At 61.8% G+C, this 14,308-nt stretch carries 15 protein-coding genes; 5 read left to right on the forward strand and 10 right to left on the reverse strand.

The features are described 5' to 3' along the window. Window position 1: 1 nt before the first annotated feature. From AOA59_RS23470 to AOA59_RS23480, 3 genes are all read right to left on the reverse strand, one after another. Entirely contained in the window at window positions 2-625 is a 624-nt protein-coding gene (locus tag AOA59_RS23470) for an NIPSNAP family protein (RefSeq protein ID WP_099489233.1), read from the reverse strand. Between the two features lie 90 nt (window positions 626-715). Beyond that, complete coding sequence (locus AOA59_RS23475) at window positions 716-1,237, reverse strand: nuclear transport factor 2 family protein (protein WP_065930118.1); 522 nt, start codon at window positions 1,235-1,237, stop codon at window positions 716-718. A 1-nt stretch (window position 1,238) separates the two neighbouring features. After that, a complete protein-coding gene (locus AOA59_RS23480; RefSeq protein ID WP_099489234.1) occupies window positions 1,239-2,363 on the reverse strand; it encodes an amidase in 1,125 nt (374 codons plus the stop codon). Between the two features lie 194 nt (window positions 2,364-2,557). Between AOA59_RS23480 and AOA59_RS23485 the strand changes: the two genes are divergently transcribed. Then, on the forward strand, window positions 2,558-3,034 hold the full coding sequence (locus AOA59_RS23485; protein ID WP_065930120.1) for a MarR family winged helix-turn-helix transcriptional regulator: 477 nt from the start codon (window positions 2,558-2,560) through the stop codon (window positions 3,032-3,034). A gap of 137 nt (window positions 3,035-3,171) precedes the next feature. Further along, a complete protein-coding gene (locus tag AOA59_RS23490; RefSeq protein ID WP_099489235.1) occupies window positions 3,172-4,656 on the forward strand; it encodes an aldehyde dehydrogenase family protein in 1,485 nt (494 codons plus the stop codon). 49 nt (window positions 4,657-4,705) lie between these two features. On the opposite strand, the gene feaR is transcribed toward AOA59_RS23490, so the two are convergent. The 7 genes from feaR to AOA59_RS23525 form a co-directional block, all read right to left on the reverse strand. After that, window positions 4,706-5,605 (reverse strand): transcriptional regulator FeaR, encoded by a 900-nt coding sequence (feaR, locus tag AOA59_RS23495; RefSeq protein ID WP_099489236.1) that lies wholly within the window; start codon window positions 5,603-5,605, stop codon window positions 4,706-4,708. Between the two features lie 23 nt (window positions 5,606-5,628). Further along, window positions 5,629-6,750, reverse strand: coding sequence for an MFS transporter (locus AOA59_RS23500; RefSeq protein WP_256593120.1), 1,122 nt, complete (start codon window positions 6,748-6,750; stop codon window positions 5,629-5,631). Between the two features lie 118 nt (window positions 6,751-6,868). Continuing rightward, window positions 6,869-8,080, reverse strand: a complete 1,212-nt coding sequence (locus AOA59_RS23505) for a Bcr/CflA family multidrug efflux MFS transporter (RefSeq protein WP_099489238.1) — start codon at window positions 8,078-8,080, stop codon at window positions 6,869-6,871. Then, window positions 8,077-8,925, reverse strand: a complete 849-nt coding sequence (locus AOA59_RS23510; RefSeq protein WP_099489239.1) for an alpha/beta fold hydrolase — start codon at window positions 8,923-8,925, stop codon at window positions 8,077-8,079. The genes AOA59_RS23505 and AOA59_RS23510 overlap by 4 nt, the downstream gene beginning before the upstream one ends. A gap of 66 nt (window positions 8,926-8,991) precedes the next feature. Then, the gene (locus AOA59_RS23515; protein WP_099489240.1) at window positions 8,992-10,284 is read right to left on the reverse strand and encodes an FAD-binding oxidoreductase; all 1,293 of its coding nucleotides are present in this window, start codon (window positions 10,282-10,284) and stop codon (window positions 8,992-8,994) included. A gap of 58 nt (window positions 10,285-10,342) precedes the next feature. Further along, complete coding sequence (locus AOA59_RS23520; protein WP_017846980.1) at window positions 10,343-10,765, reverse strand: RidA family protein; 423 nt, start codon at window positions 10,763-10,765, stop codon at window positions 10,343-10,345. 33 nt (window positions 10,766-10,798) lie between these two features. After that, window positions 10,799-11,938, reverse strand: coding sequence for a tyramine oxidase subunit B (locus AOA59_RS23525; protein ID WP_099489241.1), 1,140 nt, complete (start codon window positions 11,936-11,938; stop codon window positions 10,799-10,801). A gap of 183 nt (window positions 11,939-12,121) precedes the next feature. Between AOA59_RS23525 and AOA59_RS23530 the strand changes: the two genes are divergently transcribed. The 3 genes from AOA59_RS23530 to AOA59_RS23540 all read left to right on the forward strand — a co-directional run bounded on the left by AOA59_RS23530 (window position 12,122) and on the right by AOA59_RS23540 (window position 14,282). After that, window positions 12,122-12,946, forward strand: coding sequence for a helix-turn-helix domain-containing protein (locus AOA59_RS23530; protein WP_099489242.1), 825 nt, complete (start codon window positions 12,122-12,124; stop codon window positions 12,944-12,946). Window positions 12,947-13,080: 134 nt separating this feature from the next. Further along, a complete protein-coding gene (locus tag AOA59_RS23535; RefSeq protein WP_099489433.1) occupies window positions 13,081-13,386 on the forward strand; it encodes a hypothetical protein in 306 nt (101 codons plus the stop codon). Next, window positions 13,374-14,282 (forward strand): ABC transporter six-transmembrane domain-containing protein, encoded by a 909-nt coding sequence (locus AOA59_RS23540; protein WP_099489243.1) that lies wholly within the window; start codon window positions 13,374-13,376, stop codon window positions 14,280-14,282. Before AOA59_RS23535 ends, AOA59_RS23540 begins: the two co-directional genes overlap by 13 nt. The last annotated feature ends 26 nt before the right edge of the window (window positions 14,283-14,308 follow it).

The following is a 14,308-nucleotide window of genomic DNA, read 5'->3' on the forward strand; positions in this document are numbered from 1 at the left end:
TTCAGCGCAATGGTGAGAACGGCGCCGGCAGGTAAACCGTGGAATGCATCTGCTTGAGCTGCGGCGCCGAATCTTCAGGTGGCCAGGCGCCGTCGACCACGGCGCGAGTACGTACTTCAAGGCGCTGCTCCAGCGAGCTGTAGGGCCAGATATGCAGATAACGCGGAATCTGCCCGCTGGTGGCATAGAACGCGGCGTATACCCGGGAATAATCCGTCCTGGTGCGACGCTCTATGGACTTGCACCAACCGCGCAACGTCGGTGCCAGCCCGCTGGATACCAGGTTGTATTCGCGCAATTCGTAGAACGGGCCGTGAGCCCCGGGAGGCAGCGGCTCTACGAAGGCGAAGGCGCTGTAATCGTCCACCTGCTGGTCAAGCAGAAATTCGCCAATCGCAAACCCATCGGCCGCCAGTAGATACCGTTCGCGCTCGCGTTCGCGAGCGCCGCCATCGTCGAACCCGCGCAGGACCGCGATGCGATTCTGCTGGCCGATTTCCGACACCCAGCAGCCCATCAAATGCACGCCCTCGCCCGCTTCGCGCAAGCTCCGCTCCAGACGCGGCAAGGCTTGAGGCACGGTGCGAACACGCAGGGTAAAGGTCAATAATTCGAACAGTTTCAAGGCAATCTCCAGGGACTACGCGCACGGCGCGACCGTCCTTGTCGGGCAGTCGCGGGAGCGTGCAAAACGGGTGGGGGGGGGAAGTGAGCGCTATTGGCGAGGCACCGGTAACTCGGCGTCGCTGTTCCATGCTTCAACCGGGCGGCTGAACAGGTTTTCGGTCTGGAAGTGCGCCATGCGCCACTGCCCGTCTTCCTCGGCAAAGCGCACGTTCAGGCGCGCGGCGTTAAGGTGGGAGGCGCCGCTGGCGAAGGTGGACGTCTGCAACATCACCCAACTGCCGAGCACGGTATCGTCCTGCACCTCGATCAGCTCGCTGGTGAGGAAGTGCACGTTGAGGGCAAAGTGCGCCGGGGTTTTCATGTAACCGGCGAACATCGCGGTAATCGCTTCGCGTCCACGATAACCACCGAAGCTGTGGGCGTACTTCGCGCCTTTGCCCTCCCACACCGCATCAAGGGTGAACAGACCGGCCAGTTCGAGGAGTGGCGTGCGTGCATCGAGCGCATCACACAGCACCATGTAGCGGTTCATGCAGGCACGGGCGCAGGCTTCGATTTCAAAACGGCGCAGGCGTCGCTCCAGGTCCGCTCGCGGGATGGTTGCGTTCATTTCAGACCTCTCCCCCGGCATACAGGCGCTCGAGCAGGCGACCGGCAATGGCCAGCAGTTGCTCATCGGCACCCTTGGCCCCCACCAGTTGGAGGCCCACCGGAAGTCCTTCGGCGCTGGCCAGCGGAATGCTCAGCGCCGGGTGTCCCGACAGATTGAACGGGCGCACGAAGGCGGTCATTCCGAGCACTGCCTGGGTGTCAGTGGCCTCGGCCAGGGTCAAGGGGAAGTCAGGCATGGTCGGCAGTACCAGCACATCGACATGCTGCAAGGCGGCGTCGACTTCGGCCGTGAACTGCCTGCGCACCCGCTCGGCTTCGGCCAGCGCGGCCGCCGTGGTATTGCCGGCGGCGGCCAGGCGCGCGGCAATGTCGGCGCCCACCTTGCCGGTTTCCAGCAAGTGACCGCAGGCATCGAACGTTTCGCGGTTGATTACCACCATGCCAGCGTCATAGGCCGCCTTGAGGCTGGGCAGCGTGAGACGTTCACCGGGTAGACGGATCACCGCGATGGCGGCATCGATCACTCGCTGTACGGCGGCGCCAGCCTGCACCGTCACGACGCCCAGGCGCGGCGAGTCCGGCGCCGACACCGGCTTGAAGCTGGCGTCGATCGCCTGCATGGCCGTGACCAGCATCGGCAGGCTCGCGGCAAACGGACCGACGCAGTCGAGGCTGCTGTGCGCCGGCATTACGCCACGGCGGCTGACCCGCCCGAACGTCGGCTTGAAGCCGAACACCCCACAGCAACACGCCGGGATGCGCACAGAGCCGCCAGTGTCGGTTCCCAGGGAAAAATCTGCCAGCCCGGCCGCCACGACAGCTGCCGAGCCACTGGAGGAACCGCCCGGAATACGCCCGGGGAAACGCGGGTTGGGCGCAGTGCCGGTCCAGTGATTGATGCCGGTGGTGCCAAACGCCAGTTCATGCAGGCTGGTCTTCCCCACCAGGCGACAGCCCTTCTCCAGCAGCGCCTGCACCACATCGGCGTGGACCGTGGCAGGTGCGGCATCCTCAAGGGCCTGGCTCGATGCGCGGGTAGGCAGGCCAGCCAGATCGATTGTGTCCTTGACCATCACGGTCGGCCCATCGCCGCCAAGGAAAAGCCGTTCAATCAACAGGGTCATGTCGGGTTACCTTCACTGTGAAATGCGGAATGGGGGCGCCCGATGCGCCCTTTCCTTTTTTTCACACTCACCGAATATTACGTGAATTGTCAACTAAATCCCGCAGAACAAAACAGGCTGACGTCCCGGCAAAAGCCGTGCCGAATTCACGAGAAAAGTCTATGATTGGCCGCCGCCCTCGACATGAGCAGACCATGAGCGCACCCAAAAAACACGCAGGCCGCTACGACCCCGGCAGTGAAGACTTTCACAAAGAGGATTTTCCGTTCTACTGGCTGGCCATGGTGCATGGTCGCTACAGCCAGTACATGGAAAAGGCACTGAAGAAAATCGGCCTGGATATCCCGCGCTGGCGGGTGTTGTTCATTCTCAAGGAGAACGGCCAATCGAGCATTTCCGAAATTTCCACCCACGCCATCGCCAAGCTCTCGACCATCACCAAGACGGTGTATCGCATGAAGGAAGACGGCCTGGTGGACACCGCGCCCTGCGAGGACGACGGCCGCGTGACGCAGGTGCGCATCACCGAACAAGGGCGCGAGGCGATTGAACGTATCCAGGTCGCCACGGGTGACCTGTTCAAGCGCAGTTTCACCGGTATGACCGAAGCGCAGATCCAGCGCCTGAACCGCATGCTCGAAACGGTGTTCGACAACCTCGGCGAACCCTAGGTCAGCGGCGGCCCAACCTGTCAGGCATAACCAATTTCCTGGCAGGCTCGAACAAGCAGCCACGCGTGCATCGGTTTTTAATGCAAAGGTCTTTCGAGCGCCCCCGGGCGCGACGAATCCTTCATTGGAGCGCCACCATGCACATTGCCCTGCTGCCCTCAGTCGTTGCCTTCCTGGGTCGCGACCATTCCAACTTCATCGATGGCGTCGCGCACACCAGCGCCTCCACCCAGCGCATCAGCGTGGTCGATCCCGGAACCGGCGAGACCGTCGCGCAGTTGCGTGACGCCCAGCCCGAGGATGTGAACCTGGCCGTCGACAGCGCCACCGCTGCCTTCAAGGGCGCCTGGGCGCAAGTCACCCCCTACCAGCGCGGCGTGCTGCTCAACCGTCTGGCAGATCTGATAGAAGCCAACGGCGAAGAACTGGCGCAATTGGAAACCCTGAGTTCCGGCAAATCGATCAACCTGTCGCGGCATATAGAAGTGGGCCAGAGCGCGGTGTTCCTGCGCTACTTCGCCGGCTGGGCGACCAAGATCGGCGGCCAGACAATGACCCCGTCGTTCCCTTCCATGGCGGGTGAGCAGTACAGCGCCTACACCCTGCGCGAGCCCGTGGGCGTGGTAGCGGCCATCGTGCCGTGGAACTTCTCGCTGATGATAGGCGTGTGGAAACTGGGCGCCGCGCTGACCACCGGCTGCACGGTGGTGCTCAAACCCAGCGAATACACACCGCTGTCCCTGCTGCGCCTGGCGGAACTGGCGATCGAGGCGGGAATTGCGCCGGGCGTGATCAACGTGGTCAACGGGCGCGGCCAGGTGGGCCAGCAGTTGATCGAACACCAGGCCGTGCGCAAGGTGTCGTTCACCGGTTCGGTGCCCACCGGCATCGCGGTGGGCAAGGCCGCCATGGCCGCCGACCTGACCCGCGTCACCCTGGAGCTGGGCGGCAAGAATGCCGCCGCGCTGCTGGCCGATGCCAATGTCGATGACGCCGTAGCGCGCTTCGTGCAATCGGCCTATGTGCACCAGGGCCAGGTGTGCGCGGCCCCCGAGCGTTTGTTCGTGCACCGTTCCATCGCCGAGCAGGTGACGCAGAAGATGGCGGCGATGTTGTCGCAGATGGTCATAGGCTCGCCTCTGGATGAACATGCTCAGTTCGGCCCGCTGTCGAACAAGCCGCACTTCGACAAGATCCTCGGCTTTTTCGACCGTGCCCTGCAGAGCAACCAGGTGGTATGCGGTGCGCGTGCCGTGGACCGTGCCGGTTACTACGTGGAACCGACGCTGATCATCGCCAACGGCAAGGACGATCCGCTGCTGCATGAGGAAACCTTCGGCCCGGTGGTTTGCGTGCTGGCGTTCGACGAGGAAGAAGAACTGGTCACCTTGATGAACGACAGCCCGTTCGGCCTCACAGCCAGTATCTGGACCAACGATTTGTCCAAGGCCTTGCGCCTGATCCCGCGAATCGAGGCGGGTACGGTGTGGGTCAACATGCACACATTTGTCGACCCGAGCGTGCCGTTTGGCGGGATGAAGGCGTCTGGCATGGGGCGTGAATTCGGCAGTGCGTTTATCGACGACTACACCGAGCTGAAATCCGTGATCATCCGCTATTGACCACATCGGATCTGTGGCGAGGGAGCCTGCTCCCACGCCGCAACCAGGCTCAATGCCCGCGGCGCCGATAGCTGCTGGGTGTCAGCCCCGTCTGCTTCTTGAACGTCTTGGAAAAATGCGCCGAATCGGCAAAGCCCCAATAGCTGCCGATATCGGTGATCGAGCGCTGTGCGCAAACGGGATCGCGAAGGTCCTGCGCGGCCTTCAACAGCCGCTCACGCAGAATATAGCGGCAGACGCTGTCGCCACTCGCCTCAAACAACCTGTAGAGCTGGCGGCTGGAGATGCCCAGCTCTTCGGCCAGCGACGCCGGCGACAGCCGGGGTGAGTCAAGCCGCTGCTGGATGACGGATTGCACTTCATGCAGCTGCCACCCAGGGGAATGGTCGCTCGCACGGTACTCCAACACCGAGGCCAGCAAGGCAACCAACGCCCTTTGCAGACCATCACCATCCTGCGGGCAAGACCATTGGGCCAGCTCACCCGCAGCGACCTGTCGTACCAGCGTGCCAAGCAGTTGGCCACACACCCCCGTGGTCGACAACTTGCCGAAGCGGCTACGGTCCAGTCCCTTGAGCAACTCACACGGCAACGGGATCGATACATGGGCGAACAACCCCTTGGGGGTCATTTTCACCGCACCGGAAAAGTCCAGCAAAGCCAGGTCACCTGCGTGCAGTTCAAGCACCTTGTCGCCCAGCTCAATGACCATCGAGCCCTGCTGTTGCAACACAAGAAAACACCGGGCCGATAAGCTGCGCCCGCTTGAGCCAGCAGCCTTGGCAATCACACTGGCATTGCTGCGAATGTGGGCGACCGCCGTGGTGCCCACCAGCGCCTGTTGCATTTCCCCGATGAAAAGGCTCTGGCAATGGTCATAGCGCGTGTCGAAACGACCGCAGGTCGCGCGCACACATTCGTTCCAGGTCGACAACGCTTGACCACGCATGGGTGTTCCCCATCTTCACTCGCTCACAACCTGGACATCACGGCGGTACCCGAAGCCCGCATGCGTTGGAACGCCCACTGGGCTCTCAACACCGCCGCGCCATAGATGACCAGCACCCCCACCGAACAGGCGCCCGAGAACACCAACACCGCCGAGTAGCCGAATGCCTCGATCAGAAACCCGCCGATGGCTGGCCCGAACGCCGCCCCCAGGGACAGGCACAGCGCGCCCAGCGCGACAAGCTTGCCCGACAGGTCGAACTCAGCCATGACGCCGAAGGTATAAGCCAGCACGAAGCCGATCGAAAAGAGAAAGCAAATAACGCCTACGACGTAGGTCGTCAGGGAAGAAAACTGCGCCAGTGCCACCAGACCCAGTAACTCGGCGAGGATAATCACGGCCACCGGCATGAAGCGTCCCACCTTCAAGCCGATCGCCGAGGCGATGAAGCCGCCGCCGGCATTGATCAGAAAACCCAGCGCCAGCACCATGCCGATGGTGTCGGAGGCCAGGCCGGTCTTTTTCCCCATAAGCTCCAGGAACGCCCACACCGACATGATGCCGGTCAGGAAAACCAGGCTGGCCACCAGGCTCAACCATACGATGGTGCGACTCTCGGCGCTGGCAATCCGCACGGCGGTACCGGACGCCTCCAGGTGTCGCTCGCTACGGCGCGGCACCCAAGGCAGCGGCAGGATACCCATCACCACCATGGCAGTGGCGATGGTGATCAGCATGCCATCAAAGCCCCACACCGGCGCCACCGCCACGGGTAACACGATGAGCAGGAAGGCGCCCGGCACGGTCTCGATACCTAGCTTGAAACCAAACGCTCGTTCAGGCTGCGAACTGTCACCGAAGATCGTCATCGCCAGGGCGTACAAGGCCCCGGTACCGGCGCCCGCCAGGGCCATGATCGCCAGCAGCGCTTCATAGGAAGGATCGCGCAGCACAAACACGAGCGCGCCCACCACCAGCGCCGACGACAGTGCCGATATGACTCGCCAGCTGAGCCGGTGAATCCACAGCAGGGACGCCAGCCCGAATGCGCCAAACCCCAGGTTCATGGCCATGGCCAGGTTGCCCAGTTGGTGCTCGCCGAGCCCGAAACGCTCGGAAAACGCGCCAAACAGCACAGGTAGCACGTTCAATAACAAGGCACCTGCACCCGAAACCAAGCCTGCACACACATAGACGGAGGTTGTATCGATCGGATTTATTTTTGTAGTTTTCATTCGAATATCCTGTTTTTTTAACTGCGGCTCACGTTTGCTTAACGACGGCCGTCACGGCAACCGCCCGGGCAGGCGTGCGAAGGGTCACGCAATAAGCGACAAACGAGCCCAGCCCGCAACACCCCACCACCCAACACATCGGCCAGGCGCTGCCATCAGCCAAATGGCTGACCCACAGGCTGGCCAACGCCCCTGTGGCGAATTGCACCGAAACCCCCAGCGCCATGCTCGCACCGGCCTGGCGCGGAAACAGCATCATCAGGCTGGCCATGCAATTGGCGCCGATCAAACCGGTCACGCCCATGTACAGCACCATGCAACACACGATGCTCGCCAGCCCGCCCCATTCGGTATACCCGACCAGCATCAGCGCCAACCCTGCTCCGCTCACCAGCACCGCCCCCACGCCGAGCATGCGTTGCGGCCCAAAACGGCCCACCCAACGCGCGTTGATAAAGGTCACCAGGATGATGCCGAGGATGTTCAGGGCGAACAATGCGCTGAACACCCGTGGCGAGACGCCGAAATACACCAAGTACACAAAAGGCGAAGCAGTGATGAAGGCGAACATGCCGCCAAACCCCAGGGACATGCACAGGATCAGCGCCATCGCCCTGGGTTGCCGGGCGATGGTCAGGTAGGCCGCGAAGGCCGCCCCAACGGACGCCCCGCGATCCTGCGCCGGCAGGCTTTCCTTCAGGGTTAGGGCCACCAACAAGAGGCACAGGCTGGACAGAATGAACAAAGTGGCAAAGATCGTGCGCCAACCCTGGATCAACACCAGCCAGGTACCGATCATCGGCGCGACCAGTGTCGCCATCATCGTCAGCACGTGCATCCACGACAGCACTTTGGCGGCCTCCGCCAGGCCTACCCTGTCCCGGGCGACGGCGCGCGCCAGCACCAGCGCACCCGCTCCACCCAGCGCCTGGAAGAAGCGCCAGGCAATCAGTTGCTCGACGCTACCTGCAAACAGGCAACCCAAGGTCGCTGTCGCGTACAGCACCAGGCTGCCGAGCAGCAACGGGCGCCGGCCATAGCGGTCGGACAGCGGCCCGTAGCACAACATGCCCAGGCACAGCCCGACGAGAAACGCGCTGATGGTGTGTTGCACCTGCGCGGTACTTGTCGTCAAGTCCTCGGCGATTTGCGGGAAGCTGGGCAGGTAAGTATCAATCGAAAATGGCCCGAAGGCCGTCAGGGATGAGAGCAGTACAATCAAGCGCGCCCGCGGTTTCATCGGCCGGGGATCGCGAGGCTGTCAAGAAACGCGGTGACCAGCCGGTTGAACGCCTCGCCCTGGTCGTCATGCACATAGTGGCTGGCGTCCGCGACTTCGGCTGTGCGCACGTGCGCATTGCTATCGCGCATGGCTTGCAGCGTCGCCGCCGGCAGAAAGTCCGAGCGCATACCGCGAATGAACAACGTCGGACAATCCAGGGCGCGTACCGCCGGCCACAGATCGGTAGGCTCAATACTCAGGCGTGCCTCGGCGATGCCTTGTTGATCGTGGCGCCAGGTGATCGCACCCGCGCTGTCCTTCATCGAGTGCGCCAGCCGCGACGCCAGGCCCTGCGCCGACAAGCCAGGACGCGACGCCTGCCAGAACGCACGGGCGGCGTCCCAGTTTTCGAAACGCAACGGGGTCTGGTTCATCTCGCGACGAATGCGCGCCGCACCGTCGCCCTGGCTGGAGGAACCTGGCCCGATGTCTTCGATGATCAGGCCAATCAAGCGCCCCGGCTGTTGACGTGCGTATTCCAATGCGTTGGCGCCCCCCAGCGAGTGGCCCAGCAATACGAACCGCTGCAAGCCGACATAGGCGACAAAGTCCTGCAGGTCTTCCACATAGGACTGCGTGTGATAACTGGCGGCCGGTGCCCAGTCACTCAGCCCGCGTCCGCGCTGGTCCAGGGCATAGATGCAATAGCCATCGCCCAGCGCTTCTACCAGCGACTCCCAGGTCTGGGCATAAGCACGCAAACCATGCAGCAGTACCAAGGGCACGCCGCCCGGCTTGCCCCAGCGTAGAAAATGCAGACGCAAGCCTGCGCGATTGGTGAAAAAAATGCTGTCTGGGGACATTGCCTGGCTCCGCCACTCAGTAAAGGAGAAACACCGTTTTTCTGGGACTGTCGCGGTGCATGCGACCTAGAAACGATCAAACCGATAAGGGCTCGGGTCGATGATCGGGGTATGCCCGCTGACCATATCGGCGGCCAAGTGGCCGGCCGCCGGCGAGGTACCGAAGCCATGCCCGGAGAAACCGGTGGCCACGGTCAGGCCGGGGATTTGCGCGACCGGCCCGATCACCGGGTTCGAATCCGGCGTCACATCGATCGTGCCCGCCCAGGCCTGGGCAATCCTGGCTTGTTCGAACACCGGCCAGGCCGCCTTGAGGTTGTTCATCGCGTCGTTATTGAGCCGCGGGTTGGCCGCCGGGTCCTGTACGCGCACGCGTTCGAAGGGGCTGACACTGTCGGCCGACCAACGTCGCGAAAGCGCCAGGTCATTGAAGAAATACTTGCCCAGTGACACGTTCAATACGCTGCGCTGCGCGCGAAATTGCGGCATATATTGCTTGGCCAGCAACAGGTGATCGAGGGTCAGGAAAGCATCCAGTTTGCCGCGCTGGGTAATGATGAAGCCGCCATCCTTGTGCTTGCGAAACGAAAAGTCCGGCGCGCCCACGGCAATCTCGGTGGGGCCCTGCATCGGATGGGTGCGCAACACCGAACAGGTCAAGGCCAGGGTCGGCAACGACACCCCGAGGTTGCCCAGGAATCGCCGCGACCACATGCCGCCAGCCAGTAACACCTGGTCGCAGCGGATCTCGCCTTTTTCAGTGACCACGCCGCTGACCTTGCCGGCGGACATCTGCAGCGTGCGCACCGCACACTGCTCGATGATCACCACGCCCAGGGCCATGGCGGCCTTGGCGATCGCGCTGCTGGCCAGGGTCGGTTCGGCGCGCGCGTCGGATGGTGTGTAGATGCCGCCGGCCCATTCACCCGCGCCGCCCGGCACTTTCTGTGCGATTTCGCGGTTGCTCAGCAACCGCGAATCCAGTGACAGGTGCTCGACCGATTTGAGCCAACTTTCATGCATCGCCATTTGCGCCTCGTTGCGGGCGACGAACATGATGCCTTCCTGGCGATAACCCACATCCACACCGACGCGCTCGGGCATTTGCGCCCATAAGCGGTCAGCGGCCAGGGCCAGCGGAATATCGTGAGCGTGGCGACTGGTCTTGCGTACCCAGCCCAGGTTGCGTGAAGACTGCTCGCCGGCGATACGGCCTTTTTCCAGGACCACCACCGGGATATTGCGTTCGGCCAGTGTCAGTGCGGCAGTCAAGCCGATGATGCCGCCGCCGATGATGACGACAGCGGTCGTGGAGGGAAATTCGGTGGACGTATTCACGGGCGCAATAGTCGGGGCCATGATCAAGACTCGCAAAACTATAGAGGTCGACCGCGCGAGGGCGCGGCCGCAGGACGGGTTATTGCGACAGGCGAATCACTTCGACCTGGGCCTTGGAGGCGTTGCGATACGCCGTCACTTCCAGCTCCACCTTGTAAACCGTCGAACCCAACGGCGGGCAGGTGACGGTACTGGCCGGGTCGACACCACGGAATTTTTCGCCGATCAGGCCCATCACTGCCGGCACGTCCTTGGGGTCCTGGATAAATACCCGCGAGCACACCACATCGGCCAGGCTTGCATCGACGGCGGCCAGCGCGGTTTCGATGTTGGCGAACACCTGGTGCGTCTGCTCGAGGATGTCCTCCGGGATCAGTTTGGTCTGCGGGTTGCGCCCGGCGGTATTGGACACATAGATCCAGTTGTCCACCACTACCAGGCGCGAATAGCTGGCCTGGTCTTCAAAGGGTGAGCCGGTCTTGAGCTTGATGATTTTGGTCATGTCGTAAGTCTCGTCAGTGGGTTAAAGGATGGCTTAGCGCAGGACGGGGGTTTCCCACAGGTTGAGCTTCACGCCGATGCCTTTTTCCACGGCATTGCGATACACCACGGTGCCCCAGGCCACGTCTTCCACAGGCATGCCGCCCACCGACATGATGATGATCTCTTCATCGTTGCGACGGCCCTGGGCATCACCGGCGACGATCTTGCCGATGTCTTCGAGTTCTTCGGGCTGCATCGTGCCTTCGGCGATCATGTCCATGAACCGCACGCCGATCACCGGCACGCAGTGGTGCGCAGGCTTGGGCAATTCTTCGAACCAGGCTTCGTAGAGGCCGGTGTTGTCCAGCACCTTGCGCACGTCGGCGCGTTCCATCCCCTCGTCCAACGAGCAGGATGCCGGCATGGCCATGAAGCAACCTGGCTTGACCCACTCGCGCTTCACAATTGGGTAGTTTGAGGGGTCGCCTGTCTCACCGGAGCTACAATAAGTAACAAGGTCGGAATCACGGACCACCTCTTCGAGGCTGTCGACCACGGTGATCGTGGTCACCTGTGGGTAGGTGTCCTTCACCCAGCCAATAAAATCATTCAGGCTTTTCTCGCCACGTCCCTTGATCTTCAAGGTATCGATCTGCGGGCAAACGGCGATGAATGCGGCGAGCGTGGTCTTGCCCATCACGCCGGGGCCGAGCAGGCCGACCACCTTCGAGTCCTTGCGTGCCAAGTGGCGCGCGCCCACGCCGGGAATCGCGCCGGTGCGGTAGGCCGACAGCAGGTTGGCAGACATATGCGCCAACGGTGCGCCGGTGTCGGGGTCGTTGAGGGTGAACATCAGGATCGAACGTGGCAGGCCTTTTTCGCGGTTGGCGATATTGGAGCCGTACCATTTGACGCCTGCGGTGCAGAAGCTGCCGCCCAGGTAGGCCGGCATCGCCATCATGCGGCGGTCAGCGGTGGGCTTGGGCATGTTCGGGAAAGGCGAATCCTTCGGAAACACCACCATCGCGCCGTGAGAATCGTTGTTTGGCCCAGCCATGCGGTAGTCGCCGCTATAGAGCAGGCCGAACATCTCTTCCATGGTATTCACACAGGCAAGCATGTCGGTTACGCCCGCGCGAATCATGTCCTGCTCGGACAGATAGATGAAGTCAATTTTTGTGGTAGTGGACATTATTATTCTCGACTGAAGATGAAGTCGCTGCGGTAGGCGCTGCTCCCACGCTATCGAGGTCGAGTATCAGTGAGTGTTTCATGGCGGTATTGTAAATTTCGGACATCAAGGTTCGTCCCCGCCCGCAGAGTTGGCGCGATAAATGCGTGAATATTCCCGCATATACCACGCCAAGGTCCGGCCATGCCCAACCTGTGTTCACCATCGCTGCGGCAAACCGCTTACGAACAACCCTGGTTCGTACTCAACTCTTCACGGTATTCGGTAATGCCTTCCGAGCACCCGGCGATTTCGCATTTCTACGCCTTCGATGTCGCTCACTCAACTGATCTGCTGGCGGTGCCGGACGGCTGCGTGGATATCGTTTTCGACTGTGACGCCACGCGCCCAAGTGTGAGGATTTGTGGTACCCCGCTGGAGGCGCAGCAGGTCGAACTGCTGCAGGGTCACCATTACTTCGGCGTGCGCTTTGCGCCGGGGGTTATCCCAGGTTTCATCAACGTCGTGGCCGAGGACCTGACCGAACAGGAATGGGATTTGCTGGAAGTATCGACGTTTGCCCAGCGCATTTTCGAAAGCATCGTCCAGGCCCCACAGTTGCAGGAGCAGATAAAGCTGTTCAGCGATTACCTGGCCCCGCGCCTCATCGGCCGAAGCTCGAAACTCACGACCATGGTCATCCAACAGGCGCTTGCACATCGCGGTGACCTGCGTATCCAGCAACTGGAAGAACTCAGCGGGTACACCAGCCGCACGATTCATCGCCAGTTCAGCCAGGACACCGGCCTGTCGCCCAAAACGTTCTGCCGGATCATTCGCTGCCAGGCGGCGCTGGAAACCCTGAACACCCGGCACGATGTGTCGTTTTCAGACCTGGCCCTGGACCTGGGCTTTTCCGATCAGTCGCATTTCCTGCGCGACTTCAAAAAGCTGGTCAGTACGACGCCCTGCGATTACCAGCGCCGAATGCTGCAGAGCGCCTACGCCGAGCGCATCCGCTTCGCCTGAGTGCCCTCCCCCCCGTTCCGCGAAAAATTAATTCCCCTCTCCATCACTTCTCCATAAAACCTTCGCCGAACGTGCATGCTTGCGGTGCATTATTCAATCCGTTGCTGAAAAACCGTGCACCCACCGAGCAGACCATGACGCTCTACACGTTTAAATTGAGAAAGTTGCAACGTTTCTGGATTCCCCTGCAGAAGTACGCGCCGCCGTGTGTATTGGCGTTGTGGCTGATCGGCGTGGGTGTTTCTTTAGTGACGCTGTCGTATTACCACTGGCTGGTCATCGCACCCGCTATTTGTATGTTGATCACCGTGGAAATCATTATCGAAGAAGTACAGATCGATCTTTTATTGATGACCGATGAAGCGCGATATTTGCTCGATGTCACCCGTGGCATCTATCAGCGCACTACGCGCGCCGCAGGTGCCCCATGCAGCCCGTAACGCCGCCGATTCTGCTCGAAGAGAGTAAAAGACTGGGGCAGCAATCCGCCAGCCAGACCCTCAAGGCGATCGCCAAAGCCTATCCCGGCAAACTGTTCGGCACCTTGTCGCTGGTTGCGTTGGAGAATGCTTTGCTGCTGGCCTACCCGTTGTTCGCCGGGTTTGCCGTCGACTCGATCATCCGTGGCGATGCCGGCAGTGCCGTGTGGTACGCCGCCGTAGTCCTCGGTTTCTGGGTGGTCGGCGCGGCTCGCCGGGCCGTAGATACGCGCACGTTCACTCGCATCTATGCCGACCTCGCGGTGCCAGTAATTCTCAACCAGCGCCTGCAACGCCACAGCACCTCCAGGGCGGCGGCGCGAGTGGTACTGGCGCGGGATTTCGTCGATTTTTTCGAAAAGCATGTGCCCACCATAGCCACCGCGCTGGTGTCGGTTGTCGGCGCAGCGGGCATGCTGTTGGTGATCGAGCCCTGGGTCGGCCTGGCCTGCCTGCTCGCACTGCTGCTGTGCGTTACCCTCATGCCGGGCTTCGCACGGCGCAACCAGCGCTTGCATGAACGCTTGAACAATCGCCTGGAAAAGGAAATCGGCCTGGTGGAAAAAGTCGGCGCCAACACCCTGCGCCGTCACTACCACGTGCTGTCGCGATTGCGAATCGGGTTGTCCGACCGCGAGGCCGTCGCCTTCCTGTCCATCGGCTTGCTGGCAGCGTTGCTGTTCGTGGTTGCCATCAGCCAATTGACCTTGGCGCCGGAGGTAAAGGCCGGGCATATCTATGCGGTGATGACCTACTTGTGGACCTTCGTCAGTTGCCTGGATGAAGCGCCGTCGACGATCGACCAACTGGCGCGGCTCAAGGATATCGGCAAGCGCGTGAACCCGGGGCTGGCGTAAGGCCGTGACCGGTGGGCGATGCACTT

The organism is Pseudomonas sp. 2822-15 (assembly GCF_002742515.1).
In the GTDB taxonomy this organism is placed as follows: domain Bacteria; phylum Pseudomonadota; class Gammaproteobacteria; order Pseudomonadales; family Pseudomonadaceae; genus Aquipseudomonas; species Aquipseudomonas salomonii.